The organism is Streptomyces sp. NPDC013187 (assembly GCF_042899705.1).
GTDB lineage: Bacteria > Actinomycetota > Actinomycetes > Streptomycetales > Streptomycetaceae > Streptomyces > Streptomyces hawaiiensis_A.
Window position 1 is genome coordinate 323164 of the sequence record NZ_JBIBAF010000008.1, and the last position, 17676, is coordinate 340839.

At 72.0% G+C, this 17676-nt stretch carries 18 protein-coding genes and 1 riboswitch; of the genes, 12 read left to right on the forward strand and 6 right to left on the reverse strand.

What is annotated here, in order from left to right:
- Positions 1-22: 22 nt before the first annotated feature.
- The gene (locus ACFY5B_RS19275; RefSeq protein WP_389970519.1) at positions 23-601 is read right to left on the reverse strand and encodes an antibiotic biosynthesis monooxygenase; all 579 of its coding nucleotides are present in this window, start codon (positions 599-601) and stop codon (positions 23-25) included.
- 116 nt (positions 602-717) lie between these two features.
- Positions 718-1563 (reverse strand): hypothetical protein, encoded by an 846-nt coding sequence (locus ACFY5B_RS19280; protein ID WP_389970522.1) that lies wholly within the window; start codon positions 1561-1563, stop codon positions 718-720.
- A gap of 125 nt (positions 1564-1688) precedes the next feature.
- On the opposite strand from ACFY5B_RS19280, the gene ACFY5B_RS19285 reads away from it, so the two are divergent.
- From ACFY5B_RS19285 to ACFY5B_RS19295, 3 genes are all read left to right on the forward strand, one after another.
- On the forward strand, positions 1689-2045 hold the full coding sequence (locus ACFY5B_RS19285; RefSeq protein WP_389970525.1) for a hypothetical protein: 357 nt from the start codon (positions 1689-1691) through the stop codon (positions 2043-2045).
- A 15-nt stretch (positions 2046-2060) separates the two neighbouring features.
- Positions 2061-3242, forward strand: coding sequence for a glutathionylspermidine synthase family protein (locus ACFY5B_RS19290; RefSeq protein WP_389970528.1), 1182 nt, complete (start codon positions 2061-2063; stop codon positions 3240-3242).
- A 120-nt stretch (positions 3243-3362) separates the two neighbouring features.
- Positions 3363-3449, forward strand: a riboswitch (ZMP/ZTP riboswitch).
- A gap of 33 nt (positions 3450-3482) precedes the next feature.
- Positions 3483-4931, forward strand: a complete 1449-nt coding sequence (locus ACFY5B_RS19295; protein ID WP_389970531.1) for a glycine hydroxymethyltransferase — start codon at positions 3483-3485, stop codon at positions 4929-4931.
- A 158-nt stretch (positions 4932-5089) separates the two neighbouring features.
- On the opposite strand, the gene ACFY5B_RS19300 is transcribed toward ACFY5B_RS19295, so the two are convergent.
- Positions 5090-5830 (reverse strand): hypothetical protein, encoded by a 741-nt coding sequence (locus ACFY5B_RS19300; protein ID WP_389970534.1) that lies wholly within the window; start codon positions 5828-5830, stop codon positions 5090-5092.
- A gap of 164 nt (positions 5831-5994) precedes the next feature.
- Here ACFY5B_RS19300 and trpS point away from each other — a divergent pair, with 164 nt between their 5' ends.
- Entirely contained in the window at positions 5995-7008 is a 1014-nt protein-coding gene (gene trpS / locus ACFY5B_RS19305; protein ID WP_033311646.1) for a tryptophan--tRNA ligase, read from the forward strand.
- A 139-nt stretch (positions 7009-7147) separates the two neighbouring features.
- The gene (locus tag ACFY5B_RS19310) at positions 7148-7726 is read left to right on the forward strand and encodes a 2'-5' RNA ligase family protein (protein ID WP_389970536.1); all 579 of its coding nucleotides are present in this window, start codon (positions 7148-7150) and stop codon (positions 7724-7726) included.
- Between the two features lie 13 nt (positions 7727-7739).
- Here the strand turns inward: ACFY5B_RS19310 and ACFY5B_RS19315 are convergent, their stop codons facing one another.
- Entirely contained in the window at positions 7740-8495 is a 756-nt protein-coding gene (locus ACFY5B_RS19315) for a decaprenylphospho-beta-D-erythro-pentofuranosid-2-ulose 2-reductase (RefSeq protein ID WP_104777784.1), read from the reverse strand.
- Between the two features lie 22 nt (positions 8496-8517).
- Positions 8518-9900 (reverse strand): FAD-binding protein, encoded by a 1383-nt coding sequence (locus tag ACFY5B_RS19320; RefSeq protein WP_389970539.1) that lies wholly within the window; start codon positions 9898-9900, stop codon positions 8518-8520.
- A gap of 133 nt (positions 9901-10033) precedes the next feature.
- Here ACFY5B_RS19320 and ACFY5B_RS19325 point away from each other — a divergent pair, with 133 nt between their 5' ends.
- The 4 genes from ACFY5B_RS19325 to ACFY5B_RS19340 are packed head-to-tail and all read left to right on the forward strand — an operon-like array spanning position 10034 to position 12849.
- Positions 10034-10555 (forward strand): phosphatase PAP2 family protein, encoded by a 522-nt coding sequence (locus tag ACFY5B_RS19325; RefSeq protein WP_389970542.1) that lies wholly within the window; start codon positions 10034-10036, stop codon positions 10553-10555.
- On the forward strand, positions 10548-11492 hold the full coding sequence (locus ACFY5B_RS19330) for a decaprenyl-phosphate phosphoribosyltransferase (protein WP_389970545.1): 945 nt from the start codon (positions 10548-10550) through the stop codon (positions 11490-11492). Before ACFY5B_RS19325 ends, ACFY5B_RS19330 begins: the two co-directional genes overlap by 8 nt.
- Positions 11489-11941: a GtrA family protein gene (locus ACFY5B_RS19335; protein ID WP_389970548.1), complete on the forward strand. Its 453-nt coding sequence runs from the start codon at positions 11489-11491 to the stop codon at positions 11939-11941. Before ACFY5B_RS19330 ends, ACFY5B_RS19335 begins: the two co-directional genes overlap by 4 nt.
- A complete protein-coding gene (locus ACFY5B_RS19340; protein ID WP_389970551.1) occupies positions 11929-12849 on the forward strand; it encodes a YihY/virulence factor BrkB family protein in 921 nt (306 codons plus the stop codon). The genes ACFY5B_RS19335 and ACFY5B_RS19340 overlap by 13 nt, the downstream gene beginning before the upstream one ends.
- Here the strand turns inward: ACFY5B_RS19340 and ACFY5B_RS19345 are convergent.
- Complete coding sequence (locus ACFY5B_RS19345) at positions 12797-14110, reverse strand: D-alanyl-D-alanine carboxypeptidase family protein (RefSeq protein ID WP_389970554.1); 1314 nt, start codon at positions 14108-14110, stop codon at positions 12797-12799. The two genes, ACFY5B_RS19340 and ACFY5B_RS19345, sit on opposite strands and share 53 nt — an antisense overlap.
- Positions 14111-14201: 91 nt before the next feature.
- Between ACFY5B_RS19345 and ACFY5B_RS19350 the strand changes: the two genes are divergently transcribed.
- From ACFY5B_RS19350 to ACFY5B_RS19360, 3 genes are all read left to right on the forward strand, one after another.
- Positions 14202-14441 (forward strand): SCO4848 family membrane protein, encoded by a 240-nt coding sequence (locus tag ACFY5B_RS19350; protein ID WP_033311445.1) that lies wholly within the window; start codon positions 14202-14204, stop codon positions 14439-14441.
- A 22-nt stretch (positions 14442-14463) separates the two neighbouring features.
- The gene (locus ACFY5B_RS19355; protein WP_389970557.1) at positions 14464-15882 is read left to right on the forward strand and encodes a metallophosphoesterase; all 1419 of its coding nucleotides are present in this window, start codon (positions 14464-14466) and stop codon (positions 15880-15882) included.
- Between the two features lie 177 nt (positions 15883-16059).
- A complete protein-coding gene (locus ACFY5B_RS19360; RefSeq protein WP_389970560.1) occupies positions 16060-17613 on the forward strand; it encodes an ABC transporter substrate-binding protein in 1554 nt (517 codons plus the stop codon).
- Positions 17614-17676: the final 63 nt, after the last annotated feature.

Genomic DNA, 17676 nt, shown 5'->3' on the forward strand with positions numbered 1-17676 from the left:
CTCCCTCTGTTCGTTCGCGGGCCTATGTGGCCCGGCGTTTGTGCCGGCCGCGCAGTGCCTGGAGCGACGGGTACAGCCATTTCCTGAAGAAACGCTGGAGCCGGGGCATGAGAATCCAGGTGACAAGGGCCGTCACACACAGACACAGCAACAGCGTGCGAAACAGCGCATTGAGGTCACCGAGATAGGGGAGAACCGTCAGATTGAACAGGAGCACCGGCGGGAAAACCGCGCTCATATTCACGAACCACAGTTTCCATTTCGACGGCGGCGCGGGCGGCGCGGGTGTCAGCGTCTGCGCGTCGAACCAGGCCCGGGCGCCCGGCACCCTCCGGCGCTCCGCCTCCCGGGCGACCCCCTCCAGCCGGGCGTCCCACCGTTCCCGAGAGTCTGATTTCTCCCAGGCCAGGGCCGAACCCTCGCTGGCGAAGCGATAGACGACATGCCACTCCGCCCCTCCGTCGACAAGTACTCCACCCCCCAGAAATCCCGGCTGTTGCGCGGTCGCGCCCAGCATGGCCCACCCCCAGGAGTGGAAGTCGGCCGCACGGCCCGGAGACACGCGATAGGCCACGGTGACCGTGACGGGATTACTGGTCACGCCGTCCCTTACGGAAAGCGCTCACCCCGCGTTCAAGATTCAACAAACAATTTTCCGGCCGTTCGCAAGATCACCCCCGAAGGTGCGGACTTTCGGCAGCCGGAAAGCGCCGCCCCTCACCGCTGTGCCACGGCGCTCTCCTCCGCCGCCACCGGTGCCTCCCCGAACCGCGACAACGCCAGCGCCCCCGCCACCGCCACCGCGAAGCCGAGGATCGCCAGCCACCCCAGCCCCGGCCGCGTACGGTCCCCGAGCCACACCACACCGATCAGCGCGGGCGCGACGGTCTCCCCGAGCACCAGCCCGGCCGTCGCCGTCGTCACCGACCCGCGCTGCAGGGCCGTGGTGAGCAGCAGGAACGCCGCCCCGCCGCCGAGCAGCAGCGCGTAGGTCGCCGGGTTCGGGAACAGCTCACCGGCCGAGAAGCCGTCGATCAGCCGTACCGACACCTCCACCACCCCGAACCCCAGCCCCGCCCCCAGCCCGAGCGTCAGCGCCCGCCCCCGCTCCGGCAGCCGCCCGGCCGCCGCTCCGAGCAGCAGCACCCCGGCCGCCGCCCCGAGCATCGCCCACGGCAGCCAGCCCGGCCCCGGCTCGTCGCCCTCGGCCCCCGACGCCAGCCCCAGCAGCGCGAGCCCGGCGCACACCACCGCCACCGCCGCCCACTCGACGCGGCTCAGCCGCACCTCGAGCAGCCGCGCCGCGACCACGGCCGTCACCGCGAGGCTCGCGGCCAGCGCCGCCCCCACGGCGTAGATCGGCACCGACCGCAGCGCCAGGATCTGCATCACGAAGCCGAGCCCGTCCAGCGCGAGGCCGGCCAGATACCGCCACTGCCGCAGCGCCCGCCACAGCAGCGCCACGTCCCCGCTCGGCCCGGTCGCCGCCGCCGACCGCGCGGCGATCGCCTGCAACACCGTCGCCGTACCGAAGCAGACCGCCGCACCAAGGGCGCACACCATTCCAAAAATCACAAATTGACAGTAGGCGAGCGGTCGTGCACGGGGGGCCATGCGCGCCCGTCCTCACCGATCTCTAGGCTGACCGTCTGTCAGTGCACTACGGGGAGACACGGGGAGACACGCACATGGCCGAAACACGGCGACGGCTGCGCTCGAGCACGGTGGTGCTGGGCGGCATGGGCGTCCTCGCGGCGGCCCTGTCCGCCTGCGGCTCCGACCCGGACCGCCGCTGCGTGGACCGGGACAGCTACGACTACATCAACGGCTACAAGATCGTCGCCGACAAGAACTGCTCGTCCGGCACGTACTCTTCCTCCGGCAAGGGCCGCAAGAAGACCGGCAAGACCAAGAGCACCGACGCCGACTGGTACTACGACGCCGACGTCAGCGGCGGCTGGGCCGATCACGGCACCTTCAGCCGCGACGAAGCCGTCGACCGGGGCGGCTTCGGCTGCTCCGGCTCCGGCAGCGGCGGCGGCTGACGGGCGGACGCAGCGATGGAACGCCGCACCATGGAGCCCCGCCCCGGCTGGCAGCAGACCGTCGAGGAACAGGGCCTGATCTACCCCCTGACCCGCTACCCCGACGACTCCCTGCGCCCCTACTGGGACGAGAGCGCGTACTACGTCTTCTCGCTGGAGGAGATCGAGGCCCTGGAGGAGGTCGTCGAGGACCTCCACCGCATGTGCCTGGCGGCGGCCGACCACATCGTCACCGAGGACCGCTTCGCCGACCTCGGCATCACCGACCCCCGGGTGGCCCGCACGGTCGCCGAGGCCTGGCAGCGCCGAGCCGAACTCCCCTCCGTCTACGGCCGCTTCGACCTCCGCTACAACGGCACCGGCCCGGCCAAGCTCCTGGAGTACAACGCCGACACCCCCACCTCGCTGGTCGAGGCCGCGTCCCCCCAGTGGTTCTGGATGGAGGACCGCTTCCCCGGCGCGGACCAGTGGAACTCCCTGCACGAACGCCTCATCGACGCGTGGCGGAAGCAGGCCGCCCTCCTCCCGCCCGGCAGCCCCCTGTACTTCGCGTACTCCTCCGCCGACGAACTCGGCGAGGACATGATGACGGTCGCCTATCTCAAGGAGACGGCCGAGCAGGCGGGCATGGCCACCGACTGGATCGCCATGGAGGAGATCGGCTGGGACCGCCTCTCCGGCCGCTTCGTCGACAACCGCCTCCGCTTCATCCGCAGCATCTTCAAGCTCTACCCGTGGGAGTGGCTCACCACCGACCGCTTCGCGGACCACGTCCTGGACACCCTCGACAACGGCGGCGGCACCGGCTCCACCCTGTGGATAGAGCCGGCCTGGAAGATGCTCCTCAGCAACAAGGCGCTCCTGGCGATCCTCTGGGAGCTGTACCCCGACCACCCGAACCTGCTCCCCGCCTACCTGGACGGCCCCCGCGCCCTGTCCACCGAGGGCTGGGTGGCCAAGCCCCTCCTGGGCCGAGAGGGCGCGGGCGTCACGATCCACGACCCCGGATCCACCCCCACCGTCCGCGACGAGCCCTGCTGCTACCAGCAACTGGCCCCCCTCCCCGACTTCGACGGCAACCGCGTGGTCCTGGGCGCCTGGGTAGTGGAGAACGAGTCGGCGGGCCTGGGCATCCGCGAGTCGTCGGGCCTGATCACCGACGAGTACGCCCGCTTCCTGCCGCACGTGATCTTGTAAACGGAGCTCAGGGGAACGCACCCAGGGGCGCGGGGAACTGCGCGACAAGCCACGACGCGCCCGCACTCGGCAACGCTCACCAACCCGGCAGACGCCCCCCGGGCCCACCCGGTAGGCTGATCCCCGGGCCGTGACTGGCGCGCTGGGATGGGACCAACCATCGGGGAGCGGCCCGAGCAGAGAGAGCCGTGCGCCTGGGCCGTACCGTGAACGCTGAACGCAACGTCCGGAGGTCCACACATGTCAGCCGAGCCCCTCTCCACCGCTTCCACCGCCTACCGCGCCGCCCTCGACGTGATCCGCGCCGTCGAACCCCGCGTGGCGGACGCCATCGGCCAGGAGGTCGCCGACCAGCGCGAGATGCTCAAGCTGATCGCGTCGGAGAACTACGCCTCCCCGGCCACGCTGCTGGCGATGGGCAACTGGTTCAGCGACAAGTACGCCGAGGGCACCATCGGCCGCCGCTTCTACGCCGGCTGCCGCAACGTCGACACCGTCGAGTCCCTCGCCGCCGAGCACGCCAAGGAGCTCTTCGGCGCCCGCCACGCCTATGTCCAGCCGCACTCCGGCATCGACGCCAACCTGGTCGCCTTCTGGGCCGTCCTCGGCGCCCGCGTCGAGGTGCCCTTCCTGGAGAAGACCGGCGTCCGCCAGATCAACGACCTCACGGACGCCGACTGGGCCGAGCTCCGTCAGGCCTTCGGCAACCAGCGCATGCTCGGCATGTCCCTGGACGCGGGCGGCCACCTCACCCACGGCTTCCGCCCGAACATCTCCGGCAAGATGTTCGACCAGCGCTCCTACGGCACCGACCCCGCCACGGGGCTCATCGACTACGAGGCGCTGCGCACCTCCGCCCGCGAGTTCAAGCCGCTGATCATCGTCGCCGGCTACTCCGCGTACCCCCGTCTGGTGAACTTCCGGATCATGCGGGAGATCGCCGACGAGGTCGGCGCGACGCTCATGGTGGACATGGCGCACTTCGCCGGCCTGGTCGCGGGCAAGGTCCTCACCGGCGACTTCGACCCGGTCCCGCACGCCCAGATCGTGACGACCACCACCCACAAGTCGCTGCGCGGCCCCCGGGGCGGCATGGTGCTGTGCGACGACTCGCTGAAGGACCAGGTCGACCGCGGCTGCCCGATGGTCCTCGGCGGGCCGCTCCCGCACGTCATGGCCGCCAAGGCGGTCGCTCTCGCGGAGGCCCGCCAGGAGTCCTTCCGCGACTACGCCCAGCGCATCGTCGACAACTCCCGCGCGCTCGCCGAGGGCCTGATGCGTCGCGGCGCGACCCTGGTGACCGGCGGCACGGACAACCACCTGAACCTGATCGACGTCGCCTCCTCCTACGGCCTCACCGGCCGCCAGGCCGAGGCGGCCCTGCTGGAGTCGGGCATCGTCACCAACCGCAACGCCATCCCCGCCGACCCGAACGGCGCCTGGTACACCTCCGGCATCCGTATCGGCACGCCCGCGCTGACCACGCGCGGCCTGGGCACCGCCGAGATGGACGAGGTCGCCGGCCTCATCGACCGCGTCCTCACCACCACGGAGCCGGGCACGACCAAGTCGGGCGCCCCCTCCAAGGCGGCCCACGTCCTGGACGCGAAGATCGCCGACGAGATCTCCCGCCGCGCCACCGACCTCGTGGCCGGTTTCCCGCTGTACCCGGAGATCGACCTGGGCTGACGCCCGCGACCCGTCACCTGTCCAGGCCCGGGCTGAGGAGGGCGACCCGTCACCCGTCCAGGCCCGGGCTGAGGCGGGCGACCCGTCACCTGTCCAGGCCCGGGCTGACGCGGGCGACCCGTCACCCGGTCCAGGGCCGGGCTGACGCCCGCGGCCCGTCAGTCGTCCAGGTCGATCAGCACCTGACGCGGCTCCTCCCGCGGCGGTCCGGCTTCCCGCCGGGCCGCCGCGCGGCGTATCAGCAGGGTGCCGCCGGCACCGGCCGCGAGCCCCAGCGCCCCTGCCGCCACCACCCAGCGGACACCCCGCACCGGCCCGTCCGGGTCCGCGGCGTCGGCCGTGCTCGCCACGGGCCCGCCCTCCAGGTCACCCAGCAGCCGGGTCCGGTCCAGCCGGTCGAAGAGCGACCGCGACGCCCGGTGCCAGCGGATGTCGTCGTCCTCCACGGCGGGCGCCGGATCCGAGCGCACCCAGGGTGTGCCGTCCTCGGCCACCACCAGCTGGTCCTGCTGCTCGACGGCCACGTCCCCGCCCGGCGGCCGGTTCGTGCTCGGCCAGCCGCCGACCCCGGACAGCCCCCAGACCACCGTCAGCCTCACCTGCGGAAAGTTCCCCGCCGTCCACTCCTCCGGCACCCGCTCCGTCCCCCTGAAAGTGGGCTCGAGCAGCTGCCACAGCCGGGCGAAGGCCGGCTGTCCCGAGCGCACCGCCGTCGTCCGTCCCGTGCCCCCCGCGACGACCATCGCCACGTCCGGGACGTCCCGCGGCCGCACCGGGAGGGCCACGGCGGACGTGACCGCCACACACCCCGCCAGCGCGCCCGCCACCGCCACCGCGACCACTCGCCGCACCACCCCGCCCCGGCCCCGCACTCTCCCCGCCCGGCCCCGTGCCCGCATCGGTCCCCCTCCCCGTCCGTACCGCGTCCGCACCGCGCCGGACACGGCAAGGGCCGCGCCCCTCCCGTGCCCCACACCCTTGTTACACCGCCGGGGCCGAACGGGATTGCGTCTGTTTCCGGCCGGTTCCGGATCGGCCCCCGGGACCTGAGAGAATGGTGAACATGGCCTCTGACCGACCTCGCGTGCTCTCCGGGATCCAGCCCACCGCCGGCTCGTTCCACCTCGGCAACTACCTCGGCGCCGTCCGCCAGTGGGTGGCCCTGCAGGAGACCCACGACGCGTTCTACATGGTCGTCGACCTGCACGCGATCACCATCCCGCAGGACCCGAAGGACCTGCGCGCGAACACCCGCCTGGCCGCGGCCCAGCTCCTCGCGGCGGGTCTCGACCCGGATCGCTGCACGCTCTTCGTGCAGAGCCACGTCCCCGAGCACGCCCAGCTCGCGTGGATCATGAACTGCCTCACCGGCTTCGGCGAGGCCGGCCGGATGACCCAGTTCAAGGACAAGTCCGCCAAGCAGGGCGCCGAGCGCGCCTCGGTCGGCCTGTTCACGTACCCGATCCTGCAGGTCGCGGACATCCTGCTCTACCAGGCCCACGAGGTCCCGGTCGGCGAGGACCAGCGCCAGCACATCGAGCTCACCCGCGACCTCGCCACGCGCTTCAACGGCCGCTTCGGCGAGACCTTCACCCTCCCGAAGCCGTACATCCTCAAGGAAACGGCGAAGATCTACGACCTTCAGGACCCGTCGATCAAGATGAGTAAGTCGGCGTCCACGCCGAAGGGCCTCATCAACCTCCTCGACGAGCCCAAGGCCACGGCCAAGAAGGTCAAGAGCGCCGTCACCGACACCGACACGGTGATCCGCTACGACGCCGAGAACAAGCCGGGCGTCAGCAACCTCCTGACGATCTACTCGACCCTCACCGGCGAGAGCATCGCCGAGCTGGAGGAGAAGTACACCGGCAAGATGTACGGCGCGCTCAAGACGGACCTCGCCGAGATCATGGTCGACTTCGTGACGCCGTTCCGGGAGCGCACCCAGCAGTACCTGGACGACCCCGAGACGCTCGACTCGATCCTGGCCAAGGGCGCCGAGAAGGCCCGCGCGGTCGCCGCGGAGACCCTCGCCCAGGCCTACGACAGGGTCGGCTTCCTGCCCGCCAAGCACTGAACCGGCCCCCGCACACCCCCGTACCACCGAACAGCGCTGTACATCACTCCGGTTGCGCCTGCCCGTAACCCGGTCGTGGCCGTACAGTCGATAACCGGGTGGTCGTATCAGCGGCCACACTGACACGACAGGAGACGACGTGGGGACCGTAACGATCGGTGTCTCGATCGCGGTCCCGGAGCCTCACGGCAGCGAGCTCCAGCAGCTGCGCGCGGGCTTCGGCGACGCCTCTGCTCACGGCATCCCCACGCATGTCACCCTGCTGCCGCCGACAGAGGTCGACGAGAGCGCCCTGCCGGCCGTCGAGGCGCACCTGGCCGAGGTGGCCGCGGCCGGCCGCACGTTCCCCATGCGGCTGTCCGGCACCGGCACCTTCCGCCCGCTGTCGCCGGTGGTGTTCGTCCGGGTCGCCGCCGGCGCGGAGGCCTGCACGCTGCTCCAGCAGCAGGTCCGCGACCCCGCCGGGCCGGTCAACCGCGAACTGCAGTTCCCGTACCACCCGCACGTCACCGTGGCGCACGGCATCGACGAGGCGGCCATGGACCGCGCCTTCGAGGAGCTCTCCGGCTACGAGGCCGAGTGGCCCTGCACCGGCTTCGCCCTCTACGAGCAGGGCGCCGACGGCGTCTGGCGCAAGCTCCGCGACTTCCCCTTCGGCGGTTCGGTGGTCCCCCCGCAGGCCGGGCGGGTGGAGCGCGGCTCCGTCCCCATCCGCTGACCCGCCTTCGGGGTCAGACCGGCAGCCGCCGGAACACCCCGCGCGGCAGGTGCCGCAGCGCCGCCATCACCACGCGCAGCGTCCCCGGCACCCACACCGTCTCCGAACGGCGCCGCAGCCCCAGCTCCACGGCCGTCGCGACCGCCTCGGGCGTGGTCGCGAGCGGCGCCTCGGGCAGCCCGGCGGTCATCCGCGTCCGCACGAAGCCGGGGCGTACGACCATGACGTGCACGCCCGTGCCGTGCAGCGCGTCGCCCAGGCCCTGCGCGAAGGCGTCGAGGCCGGCCTTGCTGGAGCCGTAGATGAAGTTCGCGCGGCGGGCCCGCTCGCCCGCGACGGAGGACATCACGACCAGCGAGCCGTGCCCCTGGGACTGCAGCGAGCGGGCACACACCAGACCCGCCGAGACCGCGCCGGTGTAGTTGGTCTGCGCGACCCGCACCGCCGCCTCCGGCTCCCGTTCGTCACGGGCCTGGTCGCCGAGCAGCCCGAAGGCGAGCAGCACCATGTCGACGTCGCCCTCGGCGAAGACCTTGCCGAGCACGGCCTCGTGGGAGGCCGGGTCGAGGGCGTCGAAGGCGACGGTGTGCACGTCGGCCCCGAGCCCGCGCAGCTGCCCGGCGGCCTCCTCCAGGGCGGGGGAGGGGCGGCCGGCCAGCCAGACCGTGCGGGTGCGGCGGGCGATCAGGCGGCGGGCGGTGGCCAGCGCGATCTCCGACGTGCCGCCGAGGACGAGCAGGGACTGGGGGAGGCCGAAGGCGTCCTTCATGACAGCAGCTCCTAGAGGTTGCTCACAGACTGAGGCGGCGGGCCAGGTCGGACACGAACACCCCGTGCGGGTCCAGTCGGTCGCGCAGCTCGCGGAAGTCGTCGAGGCGCGGGTACATCGTCGCGAGCAGCTCCGGGCGCAGCCGGGCGTCCTTGGCGAGGTAGACGCGCCCGCCCGCGGCGGCGACCTCCTCGTCCAGCTCGTCCAGGAACGCGCCGAGGCCGGGCAGGCCCGCCGGGATGTCCAGCGCCAGCGTCCAGCCCGGCACGGGGAAGGACAGCCACCCCGGGTCGGACTCCCCGAAGCGCTTGAGGACGGCCAGGAAGGACGGGCAGCGGCGTTCGGAGATGCGGCGCACGATGCGGCGCAGGGCGTCCTCGCGGCCGTAGCCGACGACGAACTGGTACTGCACGAAGCCGCCGCGGCCGTAGACGCGGTTCCAGTGGGGCACGCCGTCCAGGGGATGGAAGAAGCCGGAGATGCGCTGGAGCCGGCCGGTCCGCGCGCGAGGGGCCTTGCGGTACCAGAGCTCGTTGAACAGGCCCACCGTCGTCCGGCTGAGCAGGCCCTCGGGGAGGATCGCGGGGGCGGCCGGGAGGCGAGGGGTCCGGAAGGCGAGCGGGTCCCGGCGCAGGCGTGCGGGGAGAGCGTCCAGCGGGGCGTGGTCGCCGCGGGTGAGGACCGCGCGCCCGGTGGCGGCGCCCCGGGCCAGCAGATCGATCCAGGCGACCGAGTAGCGGTAACGGTGGTCGGTGGCCGCGAGCCGGGCCATCAGGTCGTCGAGGTCCGTCGCCCGCTCGGTGTCGACCGACATCAGCGACGTCTCGACCGGCTGGAGCCGGATCGTCGCGGTCAGGATCACGCCGGTCAGGCCCATGCCGCCGGCCGTCGCGTCGAACAGCGGCGTGCCGGGGACCACCGTGCGGATCTCGCCGTCGGCGGTGAGGAGTTCGAGGGCGAGCACGTGCCGTGCGAAGGAGCCCGAGACGTGGTGGTTCTTGCCGTGGATGTCGGCGCCGATCGCCCCGCCGACGGTGACGTAGCGGGTGCCGGGGGTGACCGGCACGAACCAGCCGAGCGGCAGCAGCACCTCCATCAGCCGGTGCAGGGAGACGCCCGCGTCGCACAGCACGGTGCCGCCGTCGGCGTCGATCGCGTGCACCCGGTCGAGGGCCGTCATGTCGAGCACGGACCCGCCCGCGTTCTGCGCCGCGTCCCCGTACGCCCGTCCCAGGCCCCGGGGGATCCCGCCGCGTGCCCCGCAGTCCCGGACGGCCGCCGCGGCCTCCTCGTACGTCCGGGGGCGGACCACCCATGCGGCAGTGGGGGCGGTGCGGCCCCAGCCCGTGACGGTGGTGTGGTCCAGGCCCATGACGTCCGGGTCGGAATCGGTGTCGGCAGACATGTCTGTGACCGTATCGCCCTACTGTGGGCGAATAGTTAGCGAACATGGCATCCCTCCCCGAAATGGGTGATTAATGGGATGTCGCTCAATATTGCCGGAGTTCAGGCCTGAAGGGCGTGAACAGTGAGTCCACATGGACGACCTCGACGACCTGCACGACATGGACCACCGGATCGTTTCGGCGCTCAGGGAGTGCGGCACCGACTCACGCGTGGCAGGCGCCGCTCGTGCCCTGTCCTGGGCGGGGGAGCACGCGGCGCTGTGGCTGGCGGCGGGGCTCACCGGAGCCGCCGTCGACGGCGGGCGACGCGGCGCCTGGCTGCGCGGCACCGCACTGACCGCGGGGGCGCACCTGGTCAGCATGGGGGTGAAACGGGTCGTGCGCAGACCGCGCCCCGCGCACGTCGAGCCCCTGGTGCGCACCGCCGGCCGGCACTCCTTCCCCAGCTCGCACGCCGCCTCCGCGGCGGCCGCGGCCGTCGCCTTCGGCACCCTGGGCGCCCACGCGGTCCCGCCGCTCGCCGGCCTGGTGTGCGTCTCACGGCTGGTCGCCGGAGTCCACTTCCCCACGGACATCGCCGCCGGCGCGGCCCTCGGTGCCCTCACGGCCCGGCTCGGCGCCCGCTGGATGCGGGAAGGCGCCCACCATGACTGAGACGGCCGTCCTGCGGCAGCGCACCCACGAGGAGCGGCCCGCACCACCCCACAAGGGTGGTCTCCTGGCCGGTCTCCTCAGGACCGCGCGCCCCAAGCAGTGGGTCAAGAACGTCCTCGTGGTCGCCGCCCCGGCCGCCGCCGGAGAGCTCTTCTCCCGGCACGCGCTGCTTCGACTCGCCCTCGTCTTCTGCCTCTTCACCGCCTGCGCCGCCGCCGTCTACCTCGTCAACGACGCCCGCGACGCCGACGCCGACCGCGCCCACCCCACCAAACGGCACCGCCCGATCGCCGCCGGACAGGTCCCGGTGCCCGTCGCCTACGCCGTCGGCGGCTGCCTGGGCGTCCTCGCGCCCGCCGCCGCGGCCTGGCTGTGCGGCCCCGCCGTCGCCACCCTGCTGACCGCCTACCTCGCCATGCAACTCGCCTACTGCATCAGCCTCAAGCACGTCCTGGTCGTCGACCTCGCCGTCATCACCACCGGCTTCCTGATGCGGGCCATGGTCGGCGGACTGGCCCTCGGCATCCCGCTCTCGCGCTGGTTCCTGATCACCACCGGCTTCGGCGCGCTGTTCATGGTGTCGGCCAAGCGCTACTCGGAAGCCGTCCAGATGGCCGGAAAGGCGGGCGCCACACGGGCGTTGCTCACCGAGTACACCACCGGCTACCTCCGCTTCGTCTGGCAGCTCGCGGCCGGTGTCGCCGTCCTCGGCTACTGCCTGTGGGCCATGGAGGAGGGCGGCGTCCCGCACACCAGCGTGCTGCCGTGGCGCCAACTCTCCATGGTCGCCTTCATCCTGGCGATCCTCAGGTACGCCGTCTTCGCCGACCGCGGCACGGCCGGCGAACCCGAGGACGTCGTCCTGGGCGACCGCGCCCTCGCACTCATCGGCATCGCCTGGGTGGCGATGTACGGCCTGGCCGTGGCCAACTGGTGACCACGCGCACGTGGCGGAGCCCCACCCTCCCGGGCCGCCGGGAACTGCTCGGCTTCGCCACCGTCGGTCTCCTCGCCTACGCCGTCGACCTCGCCCTGTTCACCGCCCTGCGCGGCCCCGCCGGAGTCGACCCGATCACCGCCAAGTCCCTGTCCTTCCTGGCCGCCTGCACGGTCGCCTACGCGGGCAACGCCCTCGGCACGTACCGCACCGCACACGCACCGGGTCTGCGGGCGTACGCCGTGTTCTTCGCGGTGAACCTCGCCGGAGCCGCCGTGCAACTGCTCTGCCTGGCCGTCAGTCACTACGGCCTCGGGCTCACCTCGCAGCGCGCGGACACCGTCTCCGGCGCGGTCATCGGTATGGCGCTGGCCACAGTCCTGCGGTTCTGGGGTACCCGCACATGGGTGTTCCGGGCGGAGGGCAGGGTCGGATCATGGACTGGCTGAAAAGACTCCCGGTGATCGGGCCGTGGGCGGAGCGGCTGATGATCACCCACGCGTGGCGGTCGTACGAGCGGCTCGACCGCGTGAAGTGGACGCGGCTGGCCGCCGCGATGACCTTCCGGAGTTTCGTCGCGCTGTTCCCGCTGCTGACGGTGTCCGCCACCATCGCCGCCGCCACGCTGAGCACGGGACAGGAGGAGAAGCTCCAGGACAAGCTCGCCGAGCAGGTCCCCGGCATCTCCGACCAGCTGGACATCGCCGGTCTCGTGGACAACGCCGGCACCATCGGGCTCATCGCGGGCGCCCTGCTGTTCTTCACGGGCGTCAGCTGGGCCGGCTCGATGCGCGAGTGCCTGCGGGCGGTGTGGGACCTCGACGACGAGGACGAGGAGAACCCCGCCCTACGCTACGGCAAGGACGCGGGGGTCCTGCTCGGCCTCGGCGGCGCGCTTCTCGTCACCATCGCCGCCTCCGCCGTCGCCTCCGCGATGATCGGCTGGATCACCGGGGAAGCCGGCATCGACGAGGGCGGCTGGGGCGGGGTCCTGCTGCACATCGCCGCGTTCCTGATCGCCGTGCTCGCGAACTTCCTGCTCCTGCTCTACGTCCTGACGCTGCTGCCCGGCGTCGAGCCGACCCGCCACCGCCTGGTCGTGGCGGCGCTGACCGGCGCGATCGGTTTTGAACTGCTGAAGCTGCTGCTCAGCGGCTATCTGCAGGGCGTGGCGACGAAGAGCATGTACGGCGCGTTCGGGGTGCCGGTCGCCCTGCTGCTGTGGATCAACTTCACCTCGAAACTGGTGCTGTTCTGCGCCGCCTGGACGGCGACGCAGAGCAAGGCGGACGAGGTCCCGAACCTCACGGCCGGGTCCGGCGGCGTACCAGATCCGGCAGCGGCCACCGGCGGTTGACGAGGAAGGCGGCGCCCGCGAGCAGCACCAGCACCCCACCCGTGATGCCGAGCGCGGTCCCCATGCCGCTGGAGCCGTCCGCGACCGGGGCGCCCGCCACCGGCTTCGCGCCGGTCCCGGCCGTGCCGCTGCCGCCGTCCCCGGAACCGCCGGCCTCGCCGGAGGGGTTCGCGCCGAGCTGGTCACCGGCCTGGGCGGCACCCTTGGGCGGCACCAGCTCACCCACCGGCTGCACCTTCCCGGCCGCCTTGAAGCCCCAGTCGAACAGCCGGGCCGTCTCCTTGTAGACCTCGTTGTGCTCGGGCTTCTCCGGGTTCATCACCGTCACCAGCAGCACCTTGCCGCCGCGCTCGGCGACGCCGGTGAAGGTGGCGCCCGCGTTGGTGGTGTTGCCGTTCTTGACGCCCGCGATGCCCTGGTAGACGTCCAGGTCCACGTCACCGGCCAGCAGCCGATTGGTGTTCCGGATCTCGAAGGGCTTACGGACCTTCTTGCCCTTCTTGTCCTTCTTCGTCTGGCCCGGGAACTTCGCGGTGACCGTCGAGGCGTACTCGCGGAAGTCTTTCTTCTGCATGCCGGAGCGGGCGATCAGCGTCAGGTCGTAGGCCGACGACACCTGCCCCTCGGCGTCGTAACCGTCCGGGCTGACGACGTGCGTGTCGAGGGCCTGGAGCTCCTCGGCGTGCTCGTTCATCTCCTTCACGGTGTTCTCGACGCCCTTGTTCATCGCGGACAGCACGTGCACGGCGTCGTTGCCGGACTGCAGGAAGACGCCCAGCCACAGGTCGTGGACCGTGTACGTCTCGTCCTCCTTTATCCCGACCATGGAGGAGCCGGGGCCGATGCCGGCCAGGTCGGAGGGCACGACCTTGTGCTGGGTGTCCCTCGGGAACTTCGGCAGCAGCGTGTCCGCGAACAGCATCTTCAGCGTGCTCGCCGGTGCGAGGCGCCAGTGCGCGTTGTGCGCGGCCAGCACATCGCCGGACTCGGCGTCGGCCACGATCCAGGAGCGGGCGCTCAGGTCCTTCGGCAGCACCGGCACACCGCTCGCCAGGTTCACCTGCGTCCCCGGCTTGCCGAGCCGGGCGCCGCCCACCGTCGACATCGACGCCGGGGGAGTGGCCGAGGGGCTCGCGCTCGCCGACGGGCTGCCCGAGGGCTTCGGGGCGGCGACGGCGGCGGGCGCGGCCAGGGCGAGGGACGACAGGACGGCGGAGGTGACCAGCAGGGATCGCCTGGTGGTCTGCTTCGGAGCGGGCACGGTCGGAAACGTACATGCCGTACGGGGGGAAGTCCCGCCTCCGCCCCCACCCCGCGAACGGAACCGGACACGGCCTGGCGATACTGGGTGCATGAAGCTCAGCCGCCCCGTTTCCTGGTTCCTGCTCGCCTTCGGGGTGTGGAGCTGGGTCATCTGGATCACTTTCGTCAAGAACCTGGTCGCGGACGGCAGCGGGCTCGCCTTCGACGACGGCCGTCCCACGGCCTACTTCTGGGTGCATCTGCTGCTCGCCGTCGTCTCCTTCGTATTGGGGACGGTCGTCGGGGCCATCGGGTTGCGTGGTCTGCGCGCACTGCGCCGGACGTCATAGGGCGATCGGGAGACACGACACCGTGGTCATCGTTTTCGTACTCGTCGCAAGTCTGGTCCTGGCCGTCGTCGTGACGGCCAACTGGTACGTGTGGCGCCGCCTGTTCCACGACACGACCAGCGGTCCCGGTCTCGTCCGCCGCGCGGGCGCGGTCCTCATCGCGGGCGGCTGGGTCCTCGCGATCACCGCCCTGGTCGCCGAACGCTCCGGCGCCCCCTTCTGGCTCCAGCAGGTGCTGGCCTGGCCGGGCTTCCTGTGGCTGGCCCTGTCGATATACCTGCTGCTGGCGGTGGTGGCCGGTGAGATCGTCCGCCCCCTCCTGCGCCGCTTCCTCGAACACCGGGCGAGACGGACGGACCAGGCCGCCCGGGGGAGCGGCACCGGCGCACCCACCGCCGCGACGCCCGCACCCGAGCCCGCGACAGCACCCGCGGCCGCCTCCCGGCCCGACCACGGCACCCCTGCGACGCCCCCTCACCCGCAGACCGACCCGGCACCCGGCACCGAGGGCGCACCCGCCACCCAGGGCACGACCAGCACCGATGGCGTCTCCGGCACCGCGGGCGCGCCCCAGCGGCTCACCACCGCGGACCCCGCCCCCGCCGCTCCCGCAGGCCCCTCCCGCCGCCTCTTCGTCTCCCGGGTCGTCGCCGGGGCCGCCGCGGCCGCTGCCGTCGGCACCGTGGGCTACGGGACCTACGGTGTGCTGCGCGGGCCGAAGGTCAAGCGGGTCACCGTGCCCCTGGCCAAGCTGCCGCGCGCCGCGCACGGGTACCGGATCGCCGTGGTCAGTGACGTGCACCTCGGCCCGGTCCTGGGCCGCGGCTTCGCACAAAAGGTCGTCGACACGATCAACGGGACCCAGCCCGACCTGATCGCGGTCGTCGGCGACCTGGTCGACGGCAGTGTGAAGGACCTGGGCCCGGCGGCCGCCCCGCTCGCCCAGCTGAGGGCCCGTCACGGCTCCTACTTCGTCACCGGCAACCACGAGTACTTCTCCGGCGCCGAGCAGTGGGTCGAGGAGGTCCGACGCCTGGGCATCAACCCCCTGGAGAACGCCCGCAGGGAGATGCCGTACTTCGACCTGGCCGGAGTCAACGACGTGGCGGGCGAGGACGAGGGCCAGGGCCCCGACTTCGCGAAGGCGCTCGGCGACCGGGACACCGCACGCGCGTGCGTGCTGCTCGCCCACCAGCCCGTCCAGATCCACGACGCCGTCGAGCACGGCGTCGACCTCCAGCTCTCCGGCCACACCCACGGCGGTCAGCTCTGGCCCGGCAACCTCATCGCCGCCGGCGCCAACCCCACCCTCGCGGGCCTGGACCGCTACGGCGACACCCAGCTCTACGTCTCGCGCGGCGCCGGCGCCTGGGGCCCGCCCACCCGGGTGGGCGCACCCTCGGACATCACCGTCATCGAGCTCGCGTCGACGCAGGCCTGACCGCCGGGACGCTGTGAGAACGCTGTGAAACCGGACCGAACGGCGCATCGGTAAGTTCTTTCCCAACTCATCAGATCTCCCTTCCCCCTGCTCAAAAACCTGTGATTGGGTGAGCCCGCCGCAAAGGGGTGTGGCATACGCACAAGGGCCTTCAGGGGTCTGGGGAGGGCGAAGCCGATGCGATCGGTTCGCATACGGATACTCGCGGGGCTGCTGGTCCTGGCCGCCGCGGGCGTGGGCGCTTGGCAGTTCCTGCCGTCGCAGGGCCACGGGAAGACCATCACGGTCGGCACGACGGACGGCGTCACCTCGCTCGACCCCGCCGGCGCCTACGACGCGGGCTCCTGGGCGCTGTTCAGCAACGTCTTCCAGTCGCTGCTGACCTTCGCGCCCGGCGGCACCGCCCCCGTGCCCGACGCGGCGAAGAGCTGCGCGTTCGTCCACGGCGACCTCACCACGTACCGCTGCGAGCTGCGCGACGGCCTCACCTTCCCCGGCGGCCGGGCGATGAACGCCGAGGACGTGAAGTACTCCTTCGACCGGATCCTGAGGATCAAGGCCCCCGTCGGCCCGGCGTCCCTGCTCGGCACGCTCGGCTCCGTGGACGCCGACGGCATGACCGTCACCTTCCATCTGACCTCGCCGGACGCGACGTTCCCCTTCAAGGTGGCCACCGGCGCCGGCTCGATCGTCGACCACACCGCGTACCCGGCCGGCAAGCTGCGTACCGACGCCGGTGCCGACGGGACGGGCCCGTACACCCTGACCTCGTACACGAAGGACCACGAGGCGGTCCTCGCGCCCAACCCGCACTACCGGGGTGCCGTCAGCGGCACCGGCCGGCCCGTCGACCTGCGCTACTACGCGACCCCCCAGGCCCTGGACACCGCCTGGAAGGACAAGCAGGTCGACGTCGCTACCGACCAGCTGCCGCCCGGCGTCCTCGCCGGACTCAACCCGAGCGACCCCGCCCAGCACGTCTACGAGGCGGACGGCTCGGAGACCCGCAACCTGTACTTCAACACCCGCGCGGGCAAGCCGCTGCACGACCCGAAGGTCCGGCAGGCCATGGCCTGGCTGATCGACCGCGAGGAGCTGGCCGCCACGGTCTACGACGGCACCGTCGACCCGCTGTACTCCCTGATCCCGGCAGGCCTGACCGGGCACACCGCCTCGTTCTTCGACGACTACCCGAAGCCCGACCCGGACAAGGCCCGGCAGCTCCTCACGAAGGCCGGCGTGAGCCTGCCGGTGCGCTTCACCTACGGCTACGCCGAGGGGCGCGGAGCCGGTGAGCAGGAGGCGGCCGCGATCAAGAAGCAGCTGGAGGCGAGCGGCCTGTTCCAGGTCACCCTCAAGGGCTACGAGTGGACCGCCTTCCAGAAGCAGTGGGCGACCGGCAAGCTCGACGCGTACGCCGTCGGCTGGGTCGCCGACTTCCCCGACCCGGACACCTTCGGCGCCGCGCTCGTCGGCACCGGCAGCGCCATGAACACCGGCTACAGCAGCAAGACGGTCGACCGGCTCATCAAGGACAGCCGGCGCTTCGCCGAGCGGACCGAGGCCGAGCGGGACTTCCGCTCGGTGCAGGACACCGTCGCAGAGGACGTCCCGGTGCTGCCGCTGTGGCAGGCCAAGGAGTACGTCGTCACCACCGAGGACGTCGGCGGTGGCCAGTACCTCTCGGACGGCACGGGCGTGTTCCGCCTGTGGAGCCTCACGCCGCTCTGACGGCCCGCCCCGCCGGTCGGGCCGCTCCGACGGCCGCCCCGCGGGTCGGGAGTCGGTGCGCCG

Coding starts and splice junctions, on each gene's coding strand:
- ACFY5B_RS19280 (WP_389970522.1), bottom strand. CDS start 1,563: ATGGTGTGCGCCCTTGGTGCGGCGGTCTGCTTCGGTACGGCGACGGTG.
- ACFY5B_RS19285 (WP_389970525.1), top strand. CDS start 1,689: ATGGCCGAAACACGGCGACGGCTGCGCTCGAGCACGGTGGTGCTGGGC.
- ACFY5B_RS19290 (WP_389970528.1), top strand. CDS start 2,061: ATGGAACGCCGCACCATGGAGCCCCGCCCCGGCTGGCAGCAGACCGTC.
- ACFY5B_RS19295 (WP_389970531.1), top strand. CDS start 3,483: ATGTCAGCCGAGCCCCTCTCCACCGCTTCCACCGCCTACCGCGCCGCC.
- ACFY5B_RS19300 (WP_389970534.1), bottom strand. CDS start 5,830: ATGCGGGCACGGGGCCGGGCGGGGAGAGTGCGGGGCCGGGGCGGGGTG.
- trpS (WP_033311646.1), top strand. CDS start 5,995: ATGGCCTCTGACCGACCTCGCGTGCTCTCCGGGATCCAGCCCACCGCC.
- ACFY5B_RS19315 (WP_104777784.1), bottom strand. CDS start 8,495: ATGAAGGACGCCTTCGGCCTCCCCCAGTCCCTGCTCGTCCTCGGCGGC.
- ACFY5B_RS19320 (WP_389970539.1), bottom strand. CDS start 9,900: ATGTCTGCCGACACCGATTCCGACCCGGACGTCATGGGCCTGGACCAC.
- ACFY5B_RS19325 (WP_389970542.1), top strand. CDS start 10,034: ATGGACGACCTCGACGACCTGCACGACATGGACCACCGGATCGTTTCG.
- ACFY5B_RS19330 (WP_389970545.1), top strand. CDS start 10,548: ATGACTGAGACGGCCGTCCTGCGGCAGCGCACCCACGAGGAGCGGCCC.
- ACFY5B_RS19340 (WP_389970551.1), top strand. CDS start 11,929: ATGGACTGGCTGAAAAGACTCCCGGTGATCGGGCCGTGGGCGGAGCGG.
- ACFY5B_RS19350 (WP_033311445.1), top strand. CDS start 14,202: ATGAAGCTCAGCCGCCCCGTTTCCTGGTTCCTGCTCGCCTTCGGGGTG.
- ACFY5B_RS19360 (WP_389970560.1), top strand. CDS start 16,060: ATGCGATCGGTTCGCATACGGATACTCGCGGGGCTGCTGGTCCTGGCC.